We start from the raw sequence: 26,182 nt of genomic DNA, 5'->3' as shown, positions 1-26,182 counted from the left end.
AATTGCCCCAAATATTTGACAGGTAATACGATGATCCGCAACACACGATTATGTAAGTTGCCAAAACTATAACTGCAGTAGTTTTATGGTAAAAATAGTTCTTTATGGTTCTGATAGAAACTGAAGTTATTAGAAAAAAAACCGCTACGCTTGGAATATAAACATATCTATCCGCCATTAATGACCATCGAGCCATTGGAACCAAGTGCAGAAGTAGGATAATATTTACAAGGAAAAACAGAACACAAAATACTAGCGTTCCTTCGCTTCGATCCTTACGATTCCAGATTTTGATAGTATGAAAAATAAGCAATAATACCAATATTGGATAAATTATTAAGTAGCCTGGCATTTCCTGACTTGGTAGGAATGGGAAGGCGTTACTTTTCCACAAATAGACTGGAGAAATTAAGTTTATAATATAAGTGATAGTAGCATAACAGGCCAAAACTACCCTTTGATATAATGTATAATAATTTTGGCTATCTACTAATTTGAATCCAGTACTACGTTGAGCATATATTGATATAACTCCAAAAGCGAAGGCTATTATAAAAAAAATATACTTCTCCCTTATTAAATATAAAAAATTATGAGCCCTTTTACAGTATACATCAATTACTAATAAACACAACGGCAAAACGATTGCTTGTTCCTTTGCCCCAATTGATATGATAAATAACAAGAGCGAATACTTCAAATAGAGTCGTTTCCCATCCTTAACGAATTTAACATAACAGATCAACGATAAAAAGAAGAAGAAGGAGTATAGAATAATTTTTGATGAAGAAATCCACACTACGGCTTCAGTTTGCATTGGATGAAGACCGAATAAAAGACTGACAATAAATGCGATAATTTCTGCGTTTTCATCACCCGATCCAGATGATGAGATTAACACTCTAATCAACTTATATACCAGTAATGCATTTAAGATATGTACACTCACATTCAAGAAATGGAACCAAAAGGGATCAAGTCCAAAAAAATAATAGAGAAGTGAATATACAAAGGTGTTAATTGGAGAGTATTGACCATAATAGAAGCTTGTGAAGTAGTTAAAGATATTTGAGAATGCTAAATTATAAACTTGCTTATTATTTAGCAACTGCCAATTATCATCACTTTCATATAGGAAACCGTTATGAAGAGAATTGAAAAACACAATAAGTATCAAAGCAATGGTAATTAGCTGGTAGCGCAGATTTTTATACTTCAGAATGGCAGAAATTCCCGTATGTTTCTGAATAATCAACATTATTAGTTTAGTTTGTATTTTACAAGTATAAATTCTCCATTTGTGTGCTGGTCCATCAGGTTCTTAAATACTTTAATCTCATTGTCGGTTTTTCCATGCTCCCTCAAAAGATCATGCATTTCAATTAAATTACTTGAATTAAATACAGAAACAATTTTGTCACCGTCAATGCTCGAAGGAATCTGTATGGGAAGATAATTTATGTCGTCTATTATTCCACGAATATTGAGCGATTCTCCATTACTTGCATTGTAGATATAAAGACATATAGTATTATTGTAGTTGTAATTACATACATAAGTGCTGTCCTTTTGGTAAAAAAAATCCAGTAATGTTGCTGATGCAATTTGTTTAAATGTAGCTTCCTCTGTTGATATTTTGTTTTTTTGATAATCCCTGGGGAGAGACTTTTCCCCAAAATCATAAAACACGATTGGGGAAATCATTTTATCAGAGATTCCATAAATGGTGTCGCCTACAGAGGGAATAAAATACGTTTTATTATTTGAACTAATAAAGTGAGAAGCAGCAAGTGGAAATAATATCCCACTGCCATCTGATTTATATGGAAAGGCAAACATCTCAGGCGTTCCTTTCTGATCTGTTAGGATTATATTATAATGGACTGATTTTTTGAAAAATGAAGTGTTTTCGCGGTATTTTGTATAAAAAACATACTTGTTATCAGAAAGTATCTTAAACTTGAAACTATAGAACCTCGTAGCAATCTCATTCACAAATGAACCTTCATGAGTAAATCTTAAGATTCTCCTATCATCCGCCAGTAACTCTACTCCTTTACTTGTAACATCAAAGTCCCACAACTCCAAATATTCACCTGGCCCTCTTCCTGCCTTTCCGAATTTTGAAAGGAAATGTCCGCTTGAGTCATATACGAATATCGCCTTAGATATACTAAAATCTGCAACATATATCTTATGATCAAAAAAAAGAATTTTGTTTGCCGATCCCAGTATGTTTTTTTGATTAAACTCAAGGGGAATAATTTCGATAGAGGAAGGGGTTGCAAACTTGGATAATTTTACAATAGAAGATTTTTCAGCGTCCACTTTTATCTTTCTAAAATCGCCTTTTACTTTAATCTCAGCCACCTCTACAGAACCATCTTTGCAGCTAAGCAATAACAATATTAAAGTAATTAAAGAATAGTAATTGGAATATCTCATAATTTAAAGGGCTATTATTTTTTCTGGTTATTCATAACCATTTTCATATTACCATTGCTCATATAATTGTATGGCCAGAGCTTTTCTACTGGCCATACGATTATACTAATTAGTAAATATAGAAACAAAAACAAGGCCTTTTAAGTGCGGGCCTCAATAAGAAATCTTACTCCGTTGTTTGAGTTTGGGAAATAGAAAGATCAAGGGCATACCGGTTGTACGAGAGCACATGTAGTGGGTGTACAGTTTGGATTCTCGCCCGGAGGGCAGGACATTTTCTGACAACTCGTTGTGATTGTGAATGCATTTCCATTATCATCTACGCAATTAACAGACGCGCTTATTGTCGTAGGAGTTGGATTATACCCAGCGAAAGCAGCACCCTTTGTGTTGGAATGCAGGAACAATACAGTAGTAATGCTCACAACAGTTAGAATCGTTAGGAACTTGGATAGAAGGTTGTTTTTTTTCATAATGATAGATTTTGAATATAAGAATAGGTATTAAATATTAGCAATATTGATTTCTGTAAGGTAAATTTGGTTCTGACTTTTCTACCAACTCTCCAACGCTAAACTTGTGGTCAGGTTAAAACGAACAATTAATATAAAATAGTAGTATAGGACTATTGAGGAATATCAAAGCAGTTTACAAAATGTTTATTGAATATATAATTTATTCTTTAATTTACAAAAAAAGAATTTTTAGGATGAAATACTTCGCGATATGGTCGCCATAATTGACGCCTATGAAATAGATATTGACAATGTTGCAATTTAGTCTTTTGAGTGCTTATGTAATTAGATTATGCAATGGTCATTATTACTATAGATCTGGATAACTTGAAAGTTGTCATGCTAAATTGGACAAAATGGATAAGAGGTCAACATTGAATTCTAACATACTTGTATCAATCGTTATTCCTTGCTTTAATGAGGAAAGTAATATAGTGCCGCTATTTGAAGATTTGAATAAGAAGCTCATATATATACCAAAGTTTGAAATTATTTATGTTGACGATGGAAGTACAGATAATACTTTAATAGTCATCAAGCATTTGTCAAAGCAAGACACCAGAATAAAGTATATTAGTTTATCAAGAAATTTTGGACAGCAGAATGCGATAAAAGCTGGGTTAGATTATGCTTTGGGCGATTGTGTAATAACGATGGATGGAGATTTGCAGCATCCATCGGACATCATATTTGAAATGATAGAGAAGTGGGTAGAGGGTTATCAGATTGTCAATGCTATTAGAGAGACGGGAAATAATATCCCATACTTTAAGAAGATTTCCTCGCAAGCATTTTATCGTATCATAAATTCAACATCAGAAACATATATTGAACCAAAAGGTGCGGATTTTCGTTTATTAGACAGGTCAGTAGTGAACATTTTAAAGGAGATGAAAGAGCCGTCTCCTTTTTTTCGTGGACTGGTATCATGGATAGGTTTTAGGCGAACGACAGTTTCTTATAAAATGTCCAAACGGTATTCCGGCATAAGTAAATACTCTCTATCGAAAATGCTCATTCTTGCTGATAGAGGATTAACATCATTTACTACGTTTCCATTGAGAATCTCTTTCATAATTGGATTACTATCTACTATAGCAGGATTCTCGTACGGACTTTATGCATTATTCATAGCATTTTTCACGTCTAGTGCGGTTCATGGATGGACTTCTATAATAATATGTATATTGTTTTATTCAGGGATCCAGCTTATTGTTTTAGGAATATTAGGGGAATATGTTGGAAAAATTTATATAGAGAGTAAAGGGCGACCGACTTATATCATTAAAGAGAATAACTGTTAGATTATATTATTGATTGAGGAAGATAAATTGGAGTATATACTCCTGATCTAGCGAGAAAAGGATTTTTTTAAATACGATTCATTGATGTTCACGAAATTCTATTTTGATTTGATTCTTTAGAAGTTACTACGATATTATCCGTAATAAATAAATGTTTTCAACATATGAAAGTTTTGTCAGCACAACGGATATTACTTATGCTTTCCATAATGATAAGCCCTTTACCTGCCTATTTGATTTACTCATAGAAGTCGGTCAATAGATTAAAAATCTTTTCCACAGGGGCAGTCTTCAACTAGACCAGGCTCAAAAAGATTGATGAACTCTCTAACTGCGTACAAGCCTTCATTATATTTAAAGTTCAATGCTTTCTTATATAAATCAGAGTACTGTTTATATCCTTGTATATCAATTTTTGTATGTACTATTTCGTCTCTAAACTCCTTAACATTATTAAAATGTGCGTATCTAGGGCTTTTTGCGTAATCCTTATTGTACATCTTTTTAATAATGTTTAATTTTTCATCGAAACGAAGCCAACGTTGGGCCTGCTCTTTTGTATACACTTCAATAAACTTTGTTTTAGGCAGTGATATATCTTCTGATGGGAGAATCCTGTTTACAAATGCCTCTATAGAAGTCATTGCCATTATTATGAGACTACTAGCGTAACCGAAATACTGATAAAATTCTGTCATAGAGTTTTCTGAAATAGTAGTCCCCTCATTATTCCTAAAAAGTCCTAAGAGTTCTTTTCGTCGCTCCTGAATAGGTCTTAGCTGTGATTGGGCCATATTAAAATATAGCAAAACGGGATCGGCAATTGGAATAGCGCAGGCATTGCCTTGATCATTGTAACTAAAACATCTCACTGTTTCGTTTTCATAAAAGAGTAAAATATCTAGATCCTTCAAATCTGAATATTTATATTTTTTTGATATAGCCGCGTCTAACTCAATTTGGTCAACGGAATCATTGAACTTCAATTTTGTAGAGTTGACAGTTTTTCTTTTAATGTGGCGCAGTAGATCTTGATTTTTCATAATTCTTAGTTGAAAGGGACATTTTTGAAATCTCTTGTAACCTAGCGAACTTTTATTGATTTGTCAGGAATTCAAAGGCTTAAACCCTATTGGTTTGAGCGAATTAAAAGCGAATTCAATTCGCTGGTTATTGTTAGCTTCATATTTAGCGAGAAAGCTTTTCATTTCTTCTATACATTTACTAGATGATTGTAAATTGTTAGCTGTATTAAGCCACTCCTTGAATTTGGAATATTCAGGGAAACACCATGCTCGTTGCTCATCATCCAAACGGTAAAGATTTGAATTTGGAGTTTCTTGTCTTATGAATATGCCAAGTTCACAAGCTGTTAACTTCCTTATGAAAAAGTCTACAGCCAGGTCTTTGATATCGCCATTGTCACAAGGCGCAATGTCCCGCGTATTTTTGTAGAGAATGAAAAAATCGTTATTCACGGAGCTATTTTCTTTGCAAAAATCACGAAAATAGTCACAAAGAATGTTGCAGTACTCTTCTTGGGATAACGCTGTGGGGATGGAATAGTAGACAATGCCTTCAATAATCTCTCCTTCTATAATTTGTGGCATTTTTGATTCATTTATCAATAAATTTTGGAGAAAATTTTTATAATCCTCTTTGGAGTTATATAGATCCTGATGTTCTGTTGGATATGAAAGTAGCATTGCTATCTCCTTTAATTCTGTCTTGTTCCTTGATGCCCCTTCCTTGTATTTTATCCTTTCTAAATGGATCATTATCCTTATATGGTTCTCATATTCTTTGACACTGTTAAAGATGCTTATATTTTTAAGCTTGTGAATAAGACCAAAACGTTCACTGCTACTTAGCCATTTATTTACTATTTCTTTATAATCTGAGAAATCCTTTTGTCTTGCATCATCGAATTCTTGATATGATATTTCTCCCTCCGGGATTTGATAAGAGAAATACTTATAAAATGAATTTGGATCAATTATAGATTTAGCGTTTATGTTAGCATATAATCCCAAATTTCTGTTATCCCGATATGAGAAAATTTCGGTTACTAATTTCGTTATTAATACCCTTTGTATTTCAGTATAGCCACTTGTGTTGTTAATATGTTTAATAATGAATGTGTCTGAATCGTCATCTGAAGGTTGAGAGGTAGGCGTTTTGCTTTGATAATTTTGTATTGAAAGTATATCAGCGCGTGTCAGGTCGGAGAAATTTTTGTCAATTTCGTCTGTCCTTCTAAAGCGTAGGTAATAATGATTCTGTTTCTTGTTAAGTAAGAAAAAAATGCTTTTATACCTATATATATCGTTGTAAATATTAATGAATTTGAGTTTTAGTAGTTGAATGAGATAGAAGTCGTGAATTGATATTTCGGTAATTATCCCTCGTGAATCGAATATAAATGAGTTGCATAACCGAATTACGTCGCGGCTGTTTTTTACAATTTCGTCGGTGAAATTTACTTCTCCTCTAGTGTTAGTATTGATGATTATGGTTATTTGTTTCTCAATAGAAGCATCAAACTCTTGTGAATTTTGTAGCTGAGATGCAATCTCATTTCGTAGGAAGGTTACCGATAATTTTGGAAGATTGAATTCAAAAGGAATTATTTTTTCAAGAAAGGTATCGCTGTCGCATTCATTTATAATTTTGATTGCTGCGTTTACATATTCCTTATCATAACAAATCACGTATACAACATTGTTGAAATTGGCTGTGTTTCTGATTAGCCTTAGAACTTCGATTATCTCAAGTTTATTTAGTCGGTCTACATCATCAATGAACACCAAAATTTTTTTTGGTATTTTGGGAAGGGCGTCGTTAATCCGACCGTATAAATCTTTTTTCTCCTCCTTAGAAAATAGAATATTGATAGCTTCTGAAACTAATTTTCCATATTTACTTTCGCTTATAGTTAGTAATGAGTTGGCATAATCTGCTATGTCTTTTGATAAACTGGGATCGTAGTAGTTAATTTTCTTTATCAAGAGTTCAAAAAAATCTTCAATAATTTTAGTTGGAGAATGGCTCCTCCATGGATTAAAATCAATTATAATTGTATTCTCGTCATTTAAATGATTCTTTATAAGATTGCAGAATGAAGTTTTACCCGTCCCCCATTTGCCACTGATTCCAATTGCAAATGCTCCGGCGTTAGGCGGCTGGACTTCTATTTTTTGTGCTATATATTCTGCAGTTTTTGATCTATGGTATTTGTCCATAGAAGGAGTTGTTATTGGTTTGTCTTGTATAAATGGTTGTGTAGAGGCTTGAGGTAGGGGAGGCACTTGCTTGTTGTGATAGTTTTTTAAAAGTAGAACGTAGTAAGGAATAGAAAAGAGTAACAGTAGGTCTACATACCTGCATTGCTCTATGGTCTTCGTGCTTGTATAGATATACTCTTTTGAAATTAGACGAAAGCCTAATACTAGAATAAGAGAAATTGTAACAGGGACAAAGAAACTCGGATTAATGTTTAGTTTGTCTTTCCATGCCTTCACCGTAATCATAATTGCTAGGACAACCAAAAATACGAAAAGTAGGTCGTTTACATATGAGCTAGTGACTTTACAAAGGAGTTTTTGTATAACGAATCTATCATAGAGGGATGTTAGTGGATTGAAGAATAATACTCCTACTGATATTGATAGAACTATTAATAAGTACTTAGGGGTAATTATGAGATTTGAGAGAGATAGAAGGACTTTTTTCATATTGGAGCTATATGTACAGAGATAATGATATGTGTTCAACAGACCCTACGAGAGGTAGTAGTTAACCTCGTGATTTCTTCCCTTGGCTTTTAGTAGCCTTAATTATTAGAGTTGCCACTACTAAATCATCCACCCCAATCAACTCCGCCATTTTCATTATCTCCTTCACAGTAAACCGGCTACAATCAGCCTGCCTTTTCGTAAAATTATTATAATTAATACCCATATGCCTCGCCATCGTTGACGGCGGCATAATATCAAAGATTTTGTTGAAATCTGTGATGCCACCGCGTTCTATCAATTCCTTGATTGCATTATATCGCTTATCCTTTGCCATAGATTTAAAGTAGCAAAAAAGTTCTAAAGCATAATGAAATGATTACTAATGCTAATCAATTTGTTTAATTTTAATTATCAAATTGATTATCATTAGTCGCATTTCATTTGAAATGTTCCTTATCTTTGTAGTGTTATAAGGCCTGAAACGCTGTTTTAGGCATAATTAATAAAAATATTAGCTTTGCGGGGCTTCGTAAATGAATTATCCGCATTGCCATCGTTCTCATTCCCGTACGCCTTCGGAAGCCCGGGAATAGAGTAGGGCGGTGCCTGCACCTTATGGCGCAGGCTCGCTTGTTGGTTACCTGGGCTTCCGAAGGCGTACAGGTACCGCAAGTTGAGTTCTGCGCTATTTTTGTGCGCAGTGGTCAACTATTATCTAAACACTAACCCCCTTCTTTATGAACAGGATGATAGGACCACCGGATAATTTACTAGGTGAAATTTATTCAAAATTGATCGCCCTGCCCTGCTCCTTCCGTGAGAAAATAGAGGAGGAATGTGCATGGAGTACGCCTACTTTTTACCGCAAACAAAGGTTGATTTCAGGTTTGAGCAATACTGAAAAGGAAAAGATTGCCGAGATTTTTGAAGACGTGATTAAAAGTATTGCGGGCGACTGTGATAAATATCGTCGACCCAAACGGTGATTTGATAGTGTCCCATATGTGAAAAACCAACCACAATGGAAGCACTTTATATTGAAGATAATTTGATAGAACAGCGACTAATGATGCTCTACATGGGTGATCTTGGCGTAAAGTTGCACATAGCCGGAACTGGTTCGGAAGGCTGGACAATGGCGCATAAGGTGCTTCCATCTTTTATTATGATGGATATGGAAATGCCCGATATGGATGGCGAAACGTTATTGAAGTTATTGAAAGCTGATCATCAGTTACGTCATATACCATTGATCGTAATAACAGCAGATTTATTGATTGATAGAAAGGTAAATATTTGGGATATGGGGGTTATAGAATGCTTGATTAAACCGGTCAGCAAAAGCAGGCTTGCTGATTTACTAAAACAGCTATTCCCGTAAATGGGAGTGAGTAAAGTTCTTTGACATATTGAAGATTCTTTGGCTAGTAATCTATTGTATTATAAATGTGGGGGAAATAATGTCCTGTTGCCCGTGGAGGTTCAAGTCAATAACCGCTGAAATATGTATTGGTTGCGTGTTATTGGCTCGGCCTCCGTGGGATAGGGCTATATATGGTTTATATATCGCTCTATCGCCTTTTTTATCTCAGCTATTCCGTATTCGGGAAAGGACGCCGATAAAAAATGCTCCAACGCTGCTGCTGTCCCCAACTGCTTCCATTCAAAAACAGGGAAACTGATTAAACCTTTAGGATGCTGTTGCCGGACAAAGGCCACTAAGGGGATATATGGAGGAGCGTAAAAGATAGCATGTTCTATCATTTTGCTATATAGTTCAGGTTTGAAACCCTCTTTAAAAGTTTCAACTATTTGTATAGCTGTTAAGCTATCATAAATGGCCCTTACTATTCCGGCATATCTGGGAATACCTTCATCCATAAAGAAATCTACAAGGTAGTCCTTGAAACGTTCGTCCATTAGATCAAATAGGTCAGTAGATAAATATTTGTATTCTTGGGCAAACTGTTCAAGCGAGAAGGTATCAGTGTTTTTATCAACAATATACTCAATCAGGCGGCTTTCCTGTTCCTTGATCTGTTCTATACTTGTTTCCAGTTCCGCGTATTTGGGACGGGAGAATAGATCAAAGTAGTAGCTTTTAAAGAATATAGATTTCCGGTCAAAGGTAACCTGCATGTACAAGGGGTGAACATCCTTGCCATGAAACCGGACCGGCTTAATCCGTTCGTTGAAGTACGGTTTATAAGTGACTTTATATGTCTTTGCCAATACTTACCTCATTTTAAATTGTTACACGAATTTAAGAATAAAAGTTTTACCAAAATGTAATTATTATCAAAACTTTTCTTAAATTAGTATTCCTAGCCTTGCCCGTAAGGGAATTGTGCTGGTTGGTAACGTGAAAATGAAAGTGGGTTATGGAAAGAATGAAGCCGGACACAGCAGTAGAGATATTGCAAAGGCATGGTTTACAAGTAAGCAGGGAACAGGCCGTATTGATCTTAGAATTTGTTTACACTATGGCAGCAATTGCTATAGCACAATGTTTACGTGATGAAGACAGTAGACATTTACATTCGGGTGAGTACAGACGAACAGGCGGAGAAGGGGTATAGCCAACGTAGTCAGGAAGAGATGCTTCGCAAGTACTGCGAATTGAATGCTATTCAGGTACGCAGGATTATCTACGAGGACCATTCTGCCAAAACATTTAATCGTCCTGAATGGCAGAAGCTACTGGCTGATTTGCGTAAGCATATAGGACAAACGGATTTAGTTCTGTTTACAAAATGGGATAGATTCAGCCGGAACGCTGGCGATGCCTACCAAATGATTAGCCTGTTAAGGAAAGTAGGAGTTGAACCGCAGGCCATTGAACAGCCTTTAGATTTGTCAGTTCCAGAAAACAAAATGATGCTGGCGTTTTATCTGGCGGCACCTGAAGTGGAAAATGATCGCAGAGCATTAAATACCTTTTCCGGTATGCGCCGCGCAAAGAAGGAAGGAAGATGGATGGGAACAGCGCCCTTTGGCTATACCAACAAGGTTACAGAAGTAGGCCAGAAATATATCACTCCTAAAAATCCACACGCTGAAATTATCCAATGGGTATTTGAAACATTGGCTAAAGGGATATTTACTACAGAGCAAGTTTGGAAACAAGCAAAAACAAAAGGGCTGACTATATGTAAGAACGGCTTTTGGGTGCTTGTACGCAACCCTGTTTATTGTGGGAAGATCTTAATCCCCAAGTACAAAGAGGAAGAAGCGCATTTTGTGAAAGGACAACATGAACCAATCATTTCAGATGCACTTTATTATGAAGTACAAGATGTGTTAGACGGTAGAAAAAAGAAACAGCGGGTACAAATTGAGGTAGATGAAAATTTGCCGCTCCGTGGTTTTCTTGTATGTCCCCGCTGTGGAAGGGTGCTAACCGGCAGCGCATCTAAGGGGAAATACAGGTATTATCATTACTACCATTGTTCTTCATCTTGTGGCAGCCGGTTTAGAACAGATGCAGTCAACAAACTATTCACAGTTGAGTTGAGAAAGCTGGTGCCGCATCCAGGTATGATAGAGATTTATAAATCAGCCATGATCAGCGAGTATAACAGCCAGACAAAAGACCACATGAATGGCCGCCGGTTATTGTTAGAGCGACTGGAAGAATTGAACAAACAACTGGCAAAAGCAAGACGCCTGATGTTGAATGAAGAAATTACGCCTTCCGAGTACCGCAAAATAAAAGCAGAATATCAACCTGAAATTAATTCCCTAGAGGCACAAGTATCGAACTATGCAACCCCCTCCAATAAGATTGATGACTTGATTAACAGGGCTGTGGATAATGTTTCCAGGCTCGATTGCCTTTATGAAAATAGAACTATAACAGAAAAGCGTTTGATCGTGAGTTCGATCTATCCCGAAAAATTGACTTTTGACGGTTTGAATTATCGAACTCCCCGCATCAACGAAGCCGTTCGGCTGATATGTAGTCTGGACGAGGCTTTTGAAGAAATAAAAAAAGAACATTCCAGTAATTCTACCGAAATGTCCTTTCAAGTGACCCCCCTGGGGCTCGAACCCAGGACCTACTGATTAAGAGTCAGTAGCTCTAACCAACTGAGCTAGGGAGTCTTTCCACCATCTTTGTTAAAAAACGTGAGCGCAAATTTAACGGATCTTCTGAATATTTGTGTACTTTATTTAATTAAATTTGAGAAGAAGGACGAAATGTGGATAAATATCAATTATGTTGATAATCTAACCGTTAGCTCATTATAAAATTTTTTTTCATGCAAGAAGCGTATATAGTTGCCGGCTACCGCACCGCGGTGGGAAAATCCAAAAGAGGAGGATTTCGCTTTTACAGGCCCGATGATCTGGCTGTAGATGTCATCACCGGGTTACTGAAGTCCTTGCCACAGCTGGATCCTAAGCGGGTCGACGATCTGATTGTAGGAAATGCGGTACCGGAGGCAGAGCAGGGTTTACAGATTGGCCGTATGATTTCTGTAAGGGCTTTGGGTATTGATGTGCCGGGAATGACGGTGAATCGCTACTGCGCATCCGGGCTGGAAACAATTGCTATTGCTACTGCCAAAATACAAACCGGGATGGCCGATTGTATTATTGCAGGAGGTACTGAAAGTATGAGCCTGGTACCGGTAGCGGGTTGGAAAACAGTGCCCAACTACACTGTGGCCAGTACTAATCCTGATTATTATATTGGTATGGGACTCACCGCTGAAGCAGTGGCTAATGAATTCAAAGTAAGCCGCCAGGACCAGGATGAGTTCTCTTATAAATCACATCAGAAAGCCTTGAACGCTATTCAGAACGGCTATTTCAAACCAGGTATACTGCCCGTTTCCGTAGAAGAGGTCTATGTAGATGAAAAAGGTAAAAAGCAGAAACGTTCCTATATCGTTGATACCGACGAAGGGCCACGTGCAGATACTTCCCTGGAAGCGCTGGCAAAACTGAAACCTGTTTTCGCTGCCGGTGGTTCCGTTACAGCAGGTAATTCTTCCCAAACTTCTGATGGAGCCGCATTCGTGGTAGTAATGAGCGAGCGCATGGTGAATGAGCTGGGACTGAAGCCGATCGGGCGTTTGGTAGCATGTGTTTCCGCCGGGGTGCATCCACGGATCATGGGAATAGGCCCTGTAGCCGCAGTGCCAAAAGTATTGCAACGTGCAGGCAAATCATTGCAGGATATCGACCTGGTAGAGCTGAACGAGGCCTTTGCTTCACAGTCTATTGCCGTTATCCGTGAGCTGGGCATTAATCCGGATATTGTAAATATCAATGGCGGGGCCATTGCCTTAGGACATCCGCTGGGGTGTACAGGGGCCAAATTAACTGTACAGTTGCTGGGCGATTTAAAAAGATTAAATAAGAAGTATGGCATTGTTACTGCCTGTGTGGGCGGTGGACAAGGCATTGCAGGTATCATTGAAAATATCAACTGATAATACTGGTCAACTCACCTTAATACTAAAAAAGGAGCCATTGGCTCCTTTCTTTTTTTTATGTTTCATTTATTTCCAATGTACTCAGGTATTGATATACCGGCAATGGAACCCGTGTGCAGTCCACAAACACGATACGGTGCGGATTATCAGGCCGGCGCAGATCAATACCGAATTGCGCAATCATTCTCTCAAAAAAGAAATCACGTATTCCTTTCGATCTCCCGTTCTCATATGTATTAAGGCAGGCCCGCGATACTCCCAGCATATTACTCATTTCATGTTGTGTTAGTTTTAGCGATTTGCGGATTATTTTTATTACATGGTGATTGTACAATTGCATGGATTAGGTTTAAAAATGTTACAAAAATGTGCCACTGTAACAATTATTGACTATATTTGTATTGTAATGTGTAAGTGATTGATCTTAATAGTGTTGAATTGATACAGATAACAAATTTTTGAGAAATAGATTTTCATTTTGAGCATAGCATGCCCATTACCGGGATACCGGTAAAAAAGTAGTGGAAAGGCAATCACATTAATTACAGATACTAACAACTATTGGAATAACCCGGTGTAGAAAAAAGAAAAAGAAACGTGAGATAGCGGGGTGCGAGTACCAACCGGCAGGTCGCCGGAACTTTAAAAAAATCCATCACTGATATTTTTTGTTGTAAGACAAAAAACCAAAGGGGCTGTCTTTCTTTGCAGGAACGGGCAGCTCCCTTTAGGTTATAGTATATTTTCAAAATTAATGGATTTCAACGGATGAAGCAAATAAAATATTTTGTAAGTTATTGATTCAAAATGATATAAACATTGTTTAAATGATAATTTAAATATCAGGATGATATAAAAAATATCATCCTGATTCTTTTAATTAAGATAATATCACTTTCTTTTTTATTAGATTAAAGTTTTTATTAATTTGGCGGTATAAACGGCCCCTAAGCCATCAACCATATCGCTTTATGGATCGCAGACAATTCCTTACCTTATCACCTGATCGCCATCAAACGCGGACTGCCACTGCTATTGCCCGTACTGCCACCGGAATTACTCCATATACCGGCGCCTGGGATACACTGCAGCGCATTCACCTGCTGAAACGTACCCTGTTCGGGGTTACACCCGCAAACGTAAATGCCTTCAGCAGTCTCACTATGCAACAGGCGGTAGATACTCTCCTAACCGCACAGCCAGATCCATTACCGCCCGTTAATAACTATGGTATCGATGATACCGGCGTTACACCCGGCGCAACATGGGTCAAAGCTCCACTCGGCGATGAAATGCTTGAAAGGAAAAGGATTGCGTCCTATAAAGCATGGTGGACAGGCCAGATGATTAACCAACAGGCAAGCATACACGAAAAGATGGTGCTCTTCTGGCATAATCATTTTGTTACGGAAACAGGTATGGTAAACGATAGCCGTTTTCTCTATCAATATAATCTGACCCTGCGCCAACATGCCCTCGGTAATTTCAAGGCACTTACCAAAGCTATCACCCTGGATCCCGCTATGCTGGTATATCTTAATGGATACCTCAATTCCAAGGGAGCAGCTGATGAAAACTATGCAAGAGAACTGCATGAACTTTTTACAGTAGGAAAAGGACCGGATTCACATTATACAGAAGATGATGTAAGAGCTACCGCACGTGTGCTCACCGGCTTCCGTGTAGACAGGACTAACATCGTAAGCCTCTTCGATACTACCCAACATGATCTTGGCAACAAGGAATTTTCAGGATTCTATCTGAATAAAGTAATCTCCGGGAAAACCGGCCAGGATGGCGCCAAGGAGCTCGACGAGCTTCTCACGATCATCTTCCAGCAACCGGAAGTAGCAAAATTCATCTGCCGCAAACTGTACCGCTTCTTTGTATATTATGATATTGATGCAGCCACGGAACAAAACGTCATAACACCCCTGGCAGATATTTTCCGTAGCAGCGGCTACGATATTAAAGTAACGCTCAATGCACTGTTTACCAGCGAGCACTTCTTCGACCCGCTCAATATGGCCTGCCTTATTAAAAGCCCGGCCGACTTCTGCGTGGGTATCTGCCGCGAATATGGCATTCCCTTTCCGTCGGACTACACCAATCAATATAAAGCATGGGCAGTGGTGCACGACAGGGCCGCCGCTATGCTGCAGGATTTCGGTGATCCCCCACTGGTGGCTGGGTGGGACGCCTATTACCAGGCCCCCGCATTTCATGAACTCTGGATCAATACGGACACCCTGCCCAAACGCAACCGCTTCAGCGATGGCCTTGTAAGCGCTGGCGGGTTCAACGGCCTCCGTATAGATACACTCGCTTTTGCCAGCCGGCTTCCTCACCCGGAAGACCCGGTGGCGCTGGTCAATGATTCTCTCGATATACTTTATCGTGTAGGCGTTTCCGATACTGTGAAAGGATTCCTGAAAAATAAGATCCTCCTGAGCGACCAAAGTCCCGATAGCAACTATTACTGGACCCAGGCCTGGAACGCCTGGAAAGCCTCACCTACAGACGCCTCCCTGAAAGATAACGTGGAAAGCCGCCTCCAGGCACTGTATAAATACATTATGGACCTGTCTGAATATCAATTATCCTGATAGCAGAAAAACCTTTTTATGAAAAGAAGAGACTTCCTGAAATATACAGCGCCAGCTGCTATCCTGCCAACTTTAATCAATGGCTTTACTGTTAAAGCTTTCAGTTCATCTCCTATGCTGGATGCACTTAGTACCGCGTCGGCCGATAATGATCATGTACTGGTGATGATCCAGATGACCGGCGGTAATGATGGGCTTAACATGGTTGTTCCACTGGATATCTATGGTAAATACCAGGCCGCACGTTCAAACATCGCCATACAGGAAGGAAAGGTGCTCCGGCTCGATAACTACACCAAATCCGGCCTGCATCCTGCTATGACGGGCATACAGAAATTGTACAACGAGGGAAAGGTAAGTATCGTTCAAAGTGTGGGATACCCTTCCCCCAATTTTTCACATTTCCGCGCTACAGATATATGGCTCACCGGGTCTAACTCCAACGAAGTACTTACTACCGGTTGGGCAGGCCGCTATCTTGATACACAATACCAAGGATTTCCCGATGGATACCCTAACGACAAAGCGCCGGATCCACTGGCTGTTCAGATAGGCTCTATCGTATCACCCGCTTTCCAGGGACCGTATGCCAGCATGGGCATCGCTATTACCAGCGCTACAGATTTCTATAACCTGATAGATGGTGTTACAGACCCGGTTCCCAATACCAAATGGGGAAAAGAGCTGGAATATATCCGCCTGATTGCAAAACAAACCAATAGCTATGAAAAAGCTATTACTGCTGCTGCTAAGAAAGTAACCTCACAGGGCGCTTACCCGGCCAATAACAGCCTGGCCGAACAACTGAAAATAGTGGCTCGCCTGGTCGCAGGCGGACTAAAAACAAAGCTCTATATGGTAAGCACCGGTGGTTTCGATACCCATGCCAACCAAACAGAGGGCGGAGATACCAGTAAAGGCGGGCACGCCAACCTGCTTGGTGGCGTTTCAGATGCTATCAAAGCCTTTATGGACGACCTGAAAGGACTGCACGCTTCCCGCAGGGTAGTGGGCATGACCTTCTCCGAGTTCGGCCGTCGTATTAAATCAAATTACAGCATGGGTACAGATCATGGCGCTGCTGCTCCCATTATCATTTTTGGAGATTATGTAAACCAGGGAGTACTGGGAAATTCTCCGGCACTGCCAGACGCATCCTCTGTAATAGATAATATTCCCATGCAGTACGACTTCCGCTCTATCTACGCATCTATCCTGGAACAATGGTTCTGCGTGGACCAGACGGTATTGAAAACCATTCTCCGGGACGATTACCAGCGCCTGCCTCTTATCAGCGGCGTAGCCTGCGGTACCATTACCGGCCTGCCAGACCTTGATACGGAAGATAAAAAGCTCATCACCAACTCACCAAACCCATTCGCAAATTATACTACGGTCACCTATGTTACCGGCAGCGGCAACACATTGGTTCAGATCTTTGACACCACAGGCCGCCTCATTGGCATCCCCGTGAATAAAGTGCATACTCCCGGTACCTATACCTTCACCTTTGATGCGCATAACCTGCCCAACGGCATTTATTATGCCCGCTTCCAGAACGGCCCGGTACAACAGGTTCGCCCTATGCTCAAAGTAAACTGACCTTATAATTTCATTAATATTCGTGCAACGCTGTTGCAAATAGATGGATTTTGCTACCTTTGCTTCCGTGTACAAACGCTATCTGCATAAAATATTAGCAATTATTCTCCTGGGAGTATTTATTGTAAATACTGTCCCAAGGGAGTTTATACACGAATTTGCAGGTCACCACGATACGGCAGACGCCCTCCATCAACACGGCGGGCTTACCATCTCTGAACAACACCGGCACTGCGATTTCCTGCAGATAGGCGTAGAGCCCTACGAGTTATTTGTTACTATATACATACCACCGGTCCAAAAAGTAATCTGGATATTTTCCCCGCTTACATTACCGGAAACCACTCACGTACCATACTTCAATCTCACACCCAGGGCGCCGCCTGCCTCCCTGGCCTAGCTTTTTTATTGCAGCGTGAACCACCTGTTCACGTTGGGTATTCATTTTTACAGATTCTATACTTTTCAGATATGCATTATTTGCGTGTATTTATACTCGGGCTTTGGAGTGTAATGTTACTGGCGTTACCAGCTGCCTATGCCGGTACTAACCCCGAAGATGGGGAATATTCAAATTCACTGACCGGTAAAGTAGTGGACAAGTCAACCCATATGCCACTGCCGGGCGCTACAGTTTACCTGCCGGATCTTCGCGTGGGCGCTGCTGCCGATGCACAGGGAAATTATACCATCAAAAATCTGCCAAAAGGAAAATATGTGGTAGATGTACACTACATCGGTTATGCCGCTTATAGCGCTCCTGTAACGATATCTGGCGCTACCACCCAGGATTTCGAGCTTGGTGAAACACTGATAGAAAAAAATGAAATCGTTATCACAGGCGCCAACCTGGCTACATCTGCCAGGAAAACACCTACGCCCATCAGCGTGATCCGCCGCGATTATCTCGACGACAATATCTCTACAAATATTATAGATGCGATAGCAAAAGTGCCGGGTGTTACACAACTCTCCACCGGTCCAGCTATCTCCAAACCTTTTATCCGCGGTCTTGGTTATAACCGCGTAGTGGTAGTAGGAGACGGTGTGCGCCAGGAAGGCCAGCAATGGGGAGATGAGCACGGTATCGAAATAGACGACTACAATGTAAGCAGGATAGAAGTACTGAAAGGCCCGGCTTCCCTGATCTATGGATCTGATGCGCTGGCAGGTGTGGTGAACATTGTTCCGCCGGCACCGCTGCCTTTGGGAAAAATAAAAGGTAACGTGGAAGCCAACTACCAGACCAACAATGGGCTGATGGCATACCATGCAGATATTGCCGGTAATAGCAATGGCTTTAGCTGGGGCGCCTTCGTTACACAAAAGCAAGCGCACGATTATAAAAATAAATACGACGGCTACGTATTTAATTCCCGCTTTAACAATACCAACTTCGGCGCTAATATCGGTATCAACAAACAATGGGGATATTCTCACCTTTCCTTCTCATCCTTTAACCAGCACCTGGGCCTGGTGGAAGGTGACCGCGACAGCAATGGCGATTTTGTGAAACTGATCAATAACAACGGCACAGAGGAAGAAGTACCGGTAACCGGCAGCGATAATAAATCTTATAGCATGACGGTGCCCAAGCAGCAGATCAATCACCAGAAAATAGTATGGGACAATAGCCTGTACCTGCATAATGGTGGCCGTATTGGTCTTACCCTGGGATATCAGCTGAACCAGCGCCGCGAATTTGGCGATGTGCTGGCGCCATCTACACCGGAACTGTACCTGCACCTGCAAACTTTCAACTATGCGTTGAAGTATTACCTGCCCGAAATGAACGGCTGGCAAACAACCGTAGGTGTAAATGGGATGCAGCAAACCAATCAGAATAAAGGAGAAGAATTCCTGATCCCTGCATACGACCTGTTCGATTTTGGCGCATTTGCAGTAACCAGCAAAACATTCAATAAGCTCACCCTGACCGGAGGCGTACGTTTCGATAACCGCTCGTTGAATTCCAAATCACTACTCCTGGACGCAGATGGCAAACCGGCCAATACCGGGGATACAAAGTTTGACGCCTTTAAGCGCAACTTCAATAATGTATCTGCCAGCGTTGGGCTCAGCTATGAGGCCAGCGATCAGGTGGTGCTGAAGCTCAATGCAGCAAGAGGTTTCCGCGCTCCGAACATTGCAGAGCTTTCCGCCAACGGCGTTCATGAAGGAACTATCAAGTATGAATATGGCAACCAGGATCTCAAACCGGAGGTAAGCACACAGGTAGATGCGGGCGTGGATTTTAACACCGAACACGTTTCCCTGTCGGCCAGCCTGTTTTACAACCATATCAATAACTTCATCTTCTCCCGCAAACTGTTCAATGCAGCCGGCACGGACTCCATTCCTGCCACAGATAACGATGAAGGATATGCTGCGTTTAAATATCAGCAAACAGATGCCAACCTTTATGGTGGAGAGCTGATGCTGGATATTCACCCGCATCCGATCGACTGGCTCCATTTTGAGAATACTTTTTCTTATGTAAGAGCTACTACTGCTAACAGTTCCGACTCTACGAAATATCTTCCTAATATCCCGGCAGCACACTGGTTGTCTGAATTAAAAGGAAGATTTAAGAACGTAGGAAAAAGCCCGCTGAAGAATGCCTATATAGGTGTGCAGATGGATCTGAATTTTGCACAGAATGACGTGTTCTCTGCTTATGAAACAGAAACCCCCACTTCCGGTTATACCCTCTTTAACGCCGGGTTGGGCAGTGATTTTGTAAATAGGAAGAATAAAACATTGTTCTCCCTGCATTTCGCAGTCAATAACTTAACAGATGTGGCTTATCAGAATCACCTGAGCAGGTTGAAATATGCACCCATCAACGAGGTAACCGGCAGATCAGGTGTATATAATGTTGGCCGGAATTTCAGTGTGAAACTCGCAATCCCGATTGATTTTAAATAGTGTTAATGTTTCTTTTAAAAGGCTCCTGCATCCGCAGGGGCTTTTTTTATGCCGGTTGCTGTTTCTTTTACGGAATCTGCTATCCTGGTATAGGTAGCCTTGTTATTTTTTATTTTAAAGAAGATCTTCCGGGATGTTGCAGGTGTTGTATTGATTCCTACTGCAGTATCCGTTCCCGTTATTATCAGTTGGGGGACGGGGATAACGGTATCGCTGGTATCTATAGCCCGCATATAATTGATCAGCCGCCTGCCTTCCCTGGTAATATGAATGGTTTGCATACCTGTTCCGGAATTAGCAATAGATGCAGTAATGCCCGCCGCCTCAAATATGGCGCTATCGCTGTTAATATTTCCACTGGTAAGGGTAAAGGGCACTGGCTCAGCCTGTATATCCGATATAACAGCAGCTCCGGAAGAGGTTTTGGTGGCCGGCTGCTTGCAGCTCAGTATTAACACAGGGAGCAGTAATAAGGTTCTTTGCACGATGAATAACTTGTTTGAAAAGATAAAGCTATTAAATTTTATGGAACCGGTCATTGTCCACTGACTATATATAAAGGTTACTTATGTATTAATTATAGCAATAACATTATAATATTTAATGATTTGTATAATTTTACAGGGCCGAGGTAAACTCCCTGCAGGCGGGCTTGATAAGTAAAATCGTTTTTCCGGTACAAATACCGGCTTGTTTTACCATTGATGTAAAAATTTAGTTGAAATATTGATAGATTTTGTAGTTTAGAGGATCATTACTTAAGTAAGTGTCAGATTGAATGTCCTGCCAGGAGGAACAGTTCCCTCAGTTTTCAAAAATTGGTTTTTGTATTAAGATTTTTCTGACCACCATTGGTTCAGATTTTGGTTGAAAAAGAAAGGGGCTGTTTTCACAGCCCCATATTTTTTTCGGTTATCTTATTTTAATGTTGATGTGTGGGCTTATTCAGCTTTGCCGTTTCCTCATCATAGTATACAAAGAAATACAGATAAATAGCTCTCGACAACCGCATCAGCCATGGTTGTATAAGCACCAGCAGCACCCCGTTCACGCCAAGCCATATAAAGATGCTGTTATCTCTCCAGGTTAATCCAAAAAACAACCAGAACCAGATCAGGTTAAATACACTGAACGCCACTGATAAAGCATAACTAACATAGCCTGTTCCAAACCAGAAGCCCGTTTCCAGCTCATATTTCTGTCCGCATACAGGGCAGTTATCGTACATGTTGAAGATCTTCGAAAACCTGAGGTGAAACGGGTTCTGATCCCTGAACATATCTCCTTTCCTGCATCTGGGGCATTTCATAGTCAGCATGCTAACAAAATAATTAGGGCGCCTGGGCTGTTGTGTACTCATCTTACAAAATTAATCAATTACTTCTTAGCCACCCAAAGCGCACTATACCGCTTCTGTTTTGCGCTCACCGATCTGTTGTCTCCACATGGCATAATACAGGCCTTTTTCAGCCACCAGGTCTGCATGCTTGCCCACTTCCACGATATGTCCTTTTTCCAGTACATAAATACGGTCGGCATGCATAATAGTGCTGAGGCGGTGTGCAATCATCACGGTAATATGTTGCTTGGTGGCCGTTACTTCACGTACCGTTTTGGTAATTTCTTCCTCTGTAATGGAATCCAGCGCTGATGTAGCTTCATCAAATACCAGCAGGCGCGGTTTACGCAGCAGGGCCCTGGCAATGGATAAACGTTGTTTTTCACCCCCGGAAATTTTAATACCGCCTTCACCAATTACTGTTTCAAGTCCTTTGTCGGCCCTGGCCAGTAAGGAATAGCAGGAGGCTTTGTCCAGGGCTTCCATGATGTCTGCATCGCTGGCGCCAGGGTTTACAAATAACAGGTTTTCACGGATGGTGCCTGCAAAAAGCTGGGTATCCTGCGTAACGAAACCTACCTGGTGGCGCAGGTCTTCCATGTCTACGTCGTTGGCATCTACCCCGTTGTAGTAAATATGCCCTTCATTGGGTTTGTACAATCCAACCAACAGCTTTACCAGCGTGGTTTTACCAGATCCTGAGGGTCCTACGAAAGCAATGGTTTCCCCTACATTTACGGAAAAGTTCACCTTATCCAGGGCTTTGGTGGCCGCGGTGAGGTGTTTAAACCCTACCTGTTTGAACAGCAGCTCATCAATATGCGTCACCTTTACAGGGTTGGCGGGCATTTCCTCTACCGGCGTGTTCAGGATGCTCTGGAAATTCAGCAGCGACACCTGTGCCTCGCGGTAATTCAGGATAATATTGCCAAGTTCCTGTAGCGGCCCGAAAATGAAAAAGGAATACAGCTGTAGTGTCATCAGCTGTCCTATGCTCACTACATCACGGTAAATGTAAAACAGGAGCAGGAACAGGATGGCTGAGCGCATCAGGTTCACAAAAGTGCCCTGTACAAAACTGATACTGCGGATGCTCCGCACTTTTTTCAGTTCCAGTAACAGGATCTTCATGGTAGTGGAGTTTAAGCGCCCGATCTCCTGGTTGGAGAGGCCCAGACTCTTTACCAGCTCGATGTTCCGGAGTGATTCTGTGGTAGATCCTGCCAGTGCGGTGGTTTCCTTTACAATTGTTTTCTGTATCACCTTGATTTTCCTGCTCAGTACACTCATCAGGATGGTTAACAGGATACAGCCGGTGAGGTACACAAAAGGCAGGCTCCAGTGCACCGTGATGGCGTATACCATTACAAATACCACACCTATCAGCGATACAAAAAGCACGTTTACAAAGGCGGTTATGAATTTTTCACAGTCAACCCGTACCTTCTGGAGGATAGCCAGCGTTTCACCACTGCGCTGGTCTTCGAACTGCTGGTAAGGCAGGCGGAGTGAGTGTTTCAGCCCATCGGTATATACCTGGGCGCCGAATTTCTGCACAATAACATTCACAAAGTAATCCTGGAAAGCCTTGGCTATCCTGGACACCATTGCCACACCTATGGCTGCGGCCACCAGTAACAGTACCCCTGTAAGGTACTCGTTCTCCGGCCGGAATAGCCCGTCTTTAAAAGTTTTTGGATGAGAAGCGAACCTGTCAATGATCCATCCGAAGATCATAGGGTCCATCAGTGAGAAAAGCTGGTTAATACTGGCCAGAGCCATTGCTAATACGACCAACCATTTATATCTCTTCAAATAATGCAGTAATAGTTTCATATGTCCGTTTTCCTGAGGTGCAAAGTTACTGTATGTTGCAACATATTCCGGGGAAAAGTACTGGCTATTTTAGTCAAAAAACGTTAACTTAATAGTAAGTTCTTTGTAAAGACACAGGTGAGATATCTATTATCTAAATAAATCTCCACATATGAAAACGTATGATGAAAAACATATCAAAAACATCGTACTGTTAGGTGCACCCAAAAGCGGCAAAACTACCCTCTCTGAAACCATGTTATTTGAAGCCGGCATCATCAGTAAACGAGGCTCAATTGAAGAGAAAAATACCGTGTCTGACTACCACGATATTGAGCATGAACGGGGAAACTCCGTATATGCTACCCTGATGCACACTGAATGGAAAGATTATAAGATCAATATTATAGACACCCCCGGACTGGAAGATTTCATAGGGGAGGTAATTGCAGCCATCCGCGTATCTGATACGGCTGTTCTCCTGCTTAATGCCCAATACGGGGTAGAAGTGGGAACGGAGCTGGTATGGGATTATGTGGATAAGTACCGGAAACCCACCATACTGGCCGTTAACCAGCTGGATGGGGAACTCGCCAACTTTAATAAAACAGTGGAAGATGCCGTCCGGGTGCTCGGCAGCCCTGTTACCATTATGCAGTATCCCGTTAACACCGGTCCCGGGTTCAATGCCATCATCGATCTCCTGAAAATGACCATGTACCGCTTCCCGGAAGGTGGTGGTAAACCCGAAAAACTCCCCATCCCCGATAGCGAAAAGGAAAGGGCTGATAAGCTACACAACGAGCTGGTGGAGAAAGCCGCTGAAAATGATGACACCCTGATGGAACTGTATTTTGAAAAAGGTAGTCTTGATGAAGATGAGCTTCGCCAGGGTATCAAGATAGGTATGCTCAATCATCACGTGTTTCCCCTGTTCTGCTTATCCGCTAAAAATAATATGGGCAGCGGCCGCCTGATGGGATTTATCGATAATGTAGCCCCCGGTGCAGTGGAAATGCCTGCGGAAACCACTACCGGAGGCAAATCTGTTCCCTGTGATCCTGCCGGTCCGGCGGGATTATTTGTTTTTAAAACTTTACAGGAGCCACATATCGGGAGACTTACCTATTTTAAAGTAATGTCGGGAGAAGTAAAAGGCGGTATGGAGCTGGTCAACGAAGCAGGCAATACTACCGAGCGTATCAGCCAGCTGTTTATTGCAGACGGGAAAAATCGCAATAATATAGAACGCCTCCGGGCGGGGGACATAGGTTGCACACTGAAAATGAAAAACACAGTCACCAATCAGACACTGGCAGAGAAAAATTTCCCCGGGCAAATTACTCCTATCGATTTTCCAGCCCCTAAAGTGCGTGTAGCCATTGAAGCGAAGAACAAGGCCGATGATGAAAAGCTCAGCGAGGTACTGGCGGAAATTCACATGGAAGACCCTACGCTGATTGTGGAGTTTAACCGGGAACTGAAACAGGTGATCCTCCACGGACAGGGAGAACTGCATTTACTCGTTACCAAATGGCGGCTCGAAAATATTTATAAAATGCAGGTGGCATTCCATGCGGCAAAAATACCCTACCGTGAAACCATTCAGAAGCCCGCCCAGGCTTCCTATCGCCACAAAAAGCAATCCGGTGGTGCGGGCCAGTTCGGAGAGGTATTTATGAAAATAGAGCCCTGGTATGAGGGTATGCCGCCCTATAAAGAGCACACCGTGCGCGAATCTGAAGAGATAGCGCTGAACTGGGGCGGCAAACTGGTATTCAACAACTGTATCGTAGGGGGCGCTATTGATAGCCGCTTCCTGCCATCCATTCTCAAAGGGGTGATGGAGAAAATGCAGGAAGGGCCACTTACCGGCTCGTACGTACGCGATATACGTGTGAGCGTATACGATGGTAAAATGCACCCGGTGGACAGTAACGATATTTCCTTTAAAATAGCCGGTATGATGGCTTTCCGCGAAGCCTTCCACCAGGCGGCACCGCAGCTGCTGGAGCCGGTTTACGACCTGGAGGCGGTGGCTCCGGATGTTATGATGGGCGATATTATGAGCGAACTGCAAACGCATCGGAGCATTATAACGGGAATGGATACACTGAATGGTTACCAGGTCATCAAAGCACGCACGCCACAGGCGGAAATAGACAAGCTGTTTGCAGCGCTGCGTAATGTTACCCAGGGCAAAGCCAAGCTAAAGTCCCGGTTCGCTGAATACGCGCCCGTTCCCGCAGAAATGCAGCGGAAGCTGAGTGAAAGTTATAAAGAAGATCTGGGTGTGTAACCGCTATAGGCGCCGGATTTCATTTCAGAAAGAAGACCTGGATGTAATCGCCTGATAGTTGCGGGGAAGATTGCTCCTGCCGAACTTTTGTTGGCCGAATAGTGAAAGGAACATTGTTGCTTTGCATCAATTCCGCCATAGGCCACAT

The 26,182-nt window shown here is 41.4% G+C and carries 19 protein-coding genes and 1 tRNA gene; 10 read left to right on the top strand and 10 right to left on the bottom strand.

The window, feature by feature from the left end:
• Positions 1-1,260 precede the first annotated feature (1,260 nt).
• A complete protein-coding gene (locus tag FN124_RS06080) occupies positions 1,261-2,445 on the bottom strand; it encodes a DUF4934 domain-containing protein (protein ID WP_142683855.1) in 1,185 nt (394 codons plus the stop codon).
• 871 nt (positions 2,446-3,316) lie between these two features.
• On the opposite strand from FN124_RS06080, the gene FN124_RS06075 reads away from it, so the two are divergent.
• Positions 3,317-4,264, top strand: a complete 948-nt coding sequence (locus tag FN124_RS06075) for a glycosyltransferase family 2 protein (protein WP_142683854.1) — start codon at positions 3,317-3,319, stop codon at positions 4,262-4,264.
• Positions 4,265-4,527: 263 nt separating this feature from the next.
• Here FN124_RS06075 and FN124_RS06070 read toward each other — a convergent pair whose 3' ends face one another.
• The 3 genes from FN124_RS06070 to FN124_RS06060 form a co-directional block, all read right to left on the bottom strand.
• On the bottom strand, positions 4,528-5,307 hold the full coding sequence (locus FN124_RS06070; protein ID WP_142683853.1) for a hypothetical protein: 780 nt from the start codon (positions 5,305-5,307) through the stop codon (positions 4,528-4,530).
• A 63-nt stretch (positions 5,308-5,370) separates the two neighbouring features.
• Entirely contained in the window at positions 5,371-7,506 is a 2,136-nt protein-coding gene (locus FN124_RS06065) for a KAP family P-loop NTPase fold protein (protein WP_185937105.1), read from the bottom strand.
• Positions 7,507-8,059: 553 nt separating this feature from the next.
• On the bottom strand, positions 8,060-8,335 hold the full coding sequence (locus FN124_RS06060) for a hypothetical protein (protein ID WP_142683851.1): 276 nt from the start codon (positions 8,333-8,335) through the stop codon (positions 8,060-8,062).
• A gap of 403 nt (positions 8,336-8,738) precedes the next feature.
• Between FN124_RS06060 and FN124_RS06055 the strand changes: the two genes are divergently transcribed.
• Both FN124_RS06055 and FN124_RS06050 read left to right on the top strand, forming a co-directional pair.
• Positions 8,739-8,987 carry a hypothetical protein gene (locus FN124_RS06055; RefSeq protein ID WP_142683850.1) on the top strand — a complete coding sequence of 83 codons (249 nt, stop codon included), beginning with the start codon at positions 8,739-8,741 and terminating at the stop codon, positions 8,985-8,987.
• Positions 8,988-9,022: 35 nt separating this feature from the next.
• Positions 9,023-9,382 (top strand): response regulator, encoded by a 360-nt coding sequence (locus FN124_RS06050; RefSeq protein WP_142683849.1) that lies wholly within the window; start codon positions 9,023-9,025, stop codon positions 9,380-9,382.
• A gap of 167 nt (positions 9,383-9,549) precedes the next feature.
• Here the strand turns inward: FN124_RS06050 and FN124_RS06045 are convergent, their stop codons facing one another.
• A complete protein-coding gene (locus tag FN124_RS06045) occupies positions 9,550-10,233 on the bottom strand; it encodes a hypothetical protein (protein WP_142683848.1) in 684 nt (227 codons plus the stop codon).
• 285 nt (positions 10,234-10,518) lie between these two features.
• Here FN124_RS06045 and FN124_RS06040 point away from each other — a divergent pair, with 285 nt between their 5' ends.
• Positions 10,519-12,066: a recombinase family protein gene (locus tag FN124_RS06040; protein WP_142683847.1), complete on the top strand. Its 1,548-nt coding sequence runs from the start codon at positions 10,519-10,521 to the stop codon at positions 12,064-12,066.
• Here FN124_RS06040 and FN124_RS06035 read toward each other — a convergent pair.
• Positions 12,032-12,105: transfer RNA gene (locus FN124_RS06035), tRNA-Lys, on the bottom strand. The two genes, FN124_RS06040 and FN124_RS06035, sit on opposite strands and share 35 nt — an antisense overlap.
• Positions 12,106-12,263: 158 nt before the next feature.
• On the opposite strand from FN124_RS06035, the gene FN124_RS06030 reads away from it, so the two are divergent.
• The gene (locus tag FN124_RS06030; protein ID WP_142683846.1) at positions 12,264-13,442 is read left to right on the top strand and encodes a thiolase family protein; all 1,179 of its coding nucleotides are present in this window, start codon (positions 12,264-12,266) and stop codon (positions 13,440-13,442) included.
• A gap of 58 nt (positions 13,443-13,500) precedes the next feature.
• Here FN124_RS06030 and FN124_RS06025 read toward each other — a convergent pair whose 3' ends face one another.
• Positions 13,501-13,785, bottom strand: a complete 285-nt coding sequence (locus FN124_RS06025) for a helix-turn-helix domain-containing protein (RefSeq protein WP_142683845.1) — start codon at positions 13,783-13,785, stop codon at positions 13,501-13,503.
• A gap of 631 nt (positions 13,786-14,416) precedes the next feature.
• Here FN124_RS06025 and FN124_RS06020 point away from each other — a divergent pair.
• From FN124_RS06020 to FN124_RS06005, 4 genes are all read left to right on the top strand, one after another.
• Positions 14,417-16,051 (top strand): DUF1800 domain-containing protein, encoded by a 1,635-nt coding sequence (locus FN124_RS06020; protein WP_142683844.1) that lies wholly within the window; start codon positions 14,417-14,419, stop codon positions 16,049-16,051.
• Between the two features lie 18 nt (positions 16,052-16,069).
• Complete coding sequence (locus FN124_RS06015; RefSeq protein ID WP_142683843.1) at positions 16,070-17,653, top strand: DUF1501 domain-containing protein; 1,584 nt, start codon at positions 16,070-16,072, stop codon at positions 17,651-17,653.
• Between the two features lie 43 nt (positions 17,654-17,696).
• Positions 17,697-18,053 (top strand): hypothetical protein, encoded by a 357-nt coding sequence (locus FN124_RS06010; protein ID WP_142683842.1) that lies wholly within the window; start codon positions 17,697-17,699, stop codon positions 18,051-18,053.
• A gap of 71 nt (positions 18,054-18,124) precedes the next feature.
• Positions 18,125-20,581 carry a TonB-dependent receptor gene (locus FN124_RS06005; RefSeq protein ID WP_142683841.1) on the top strand — a complete coding sequence of 819 codons (2,457 nt, stop codon included), beginning with the start codon at positions 18,125-18,127 and terminating at the stop codon, positions 20,579-20,581.
• A 14-nt stretch (positions 20,582-20,595) separates the two neighbouring features.
• Here FN124_RS06005 and FN124_RS06000 read toward each other — a convergent pair whose 3' ends face one another.
• From FN124_RS06000 to FN124_RS05990, 3 genes are all read right to left on the bottom strand, one after another.
• Positions 20,596-21,066 (bottom strand): hypothetical protein, encoded by a 471-nt coding sequence (locus FN124_RS06000; protein ID WP_142683840.1) that lies wholly within the window; start codon positions 21,064-21,066, stop codon positions 20,596-20,598.
• A gap of 437 nt (positions 21,067-21,503) precedes the next feature.
• Positions 21,504-21,941 carry a DUF983 domain-containing protein gene (locus tag FN124_RS05995; RefSeq protein WP_142683839.1) on the bottom strand — a complete coding sequence of 146 codons (438 nt, stop codon included), beginning with the start codon at positions 21,939-21,941 and terminating at the stop codon, positions 21,504-21,506.
• Positions 21,942-21,983: 42 nt separating this feature from the next.
• Positions 21,984-23,756 (bottom strand): ABC transporter ATP-binding protein, encoded by a 1,773-nt coding sequence (locus FN124_RS05990; protein WP_142683838.1) that lies wholly within the window; start codon positions 23,754-23,756, stop codon positions 21,984-21,986.
• 151 nt (positions 23,757-23,907) lie between these two features.
• Here FN124_RS05990 and fusA2 point away from each other — a divergent pair, with 151 nt between their 5' ends.
• Complete coding sequence (gene fusA2, locus FN124_RS05985) at positions 23,908-26,034, top strand: elongation factor G2 (RefSeq protein ID WP_142683837.1); 2,127 nt, start codon at positions 23,908-23,910, stop codon at positions 26,032-26,034.
• The last annotated feature ends 148 nt before the right edge of the window (positions 26,035-26,182 follow it).

The sequence above is a fragment of the Chitinophaga polysaccharea genome, from assembly GCF_902150045.1.
Classification (GTDB): domain Bacteria; phylum Bacteroidota; class Bacteroidia; order Chitinophagales; family Chitinophagaceae; genus Chitinophaga; species Chitinophaga polysaccharea_A.
This window is presented reverse-complemented; position numbering and strand designations above follow the sequence as displayed.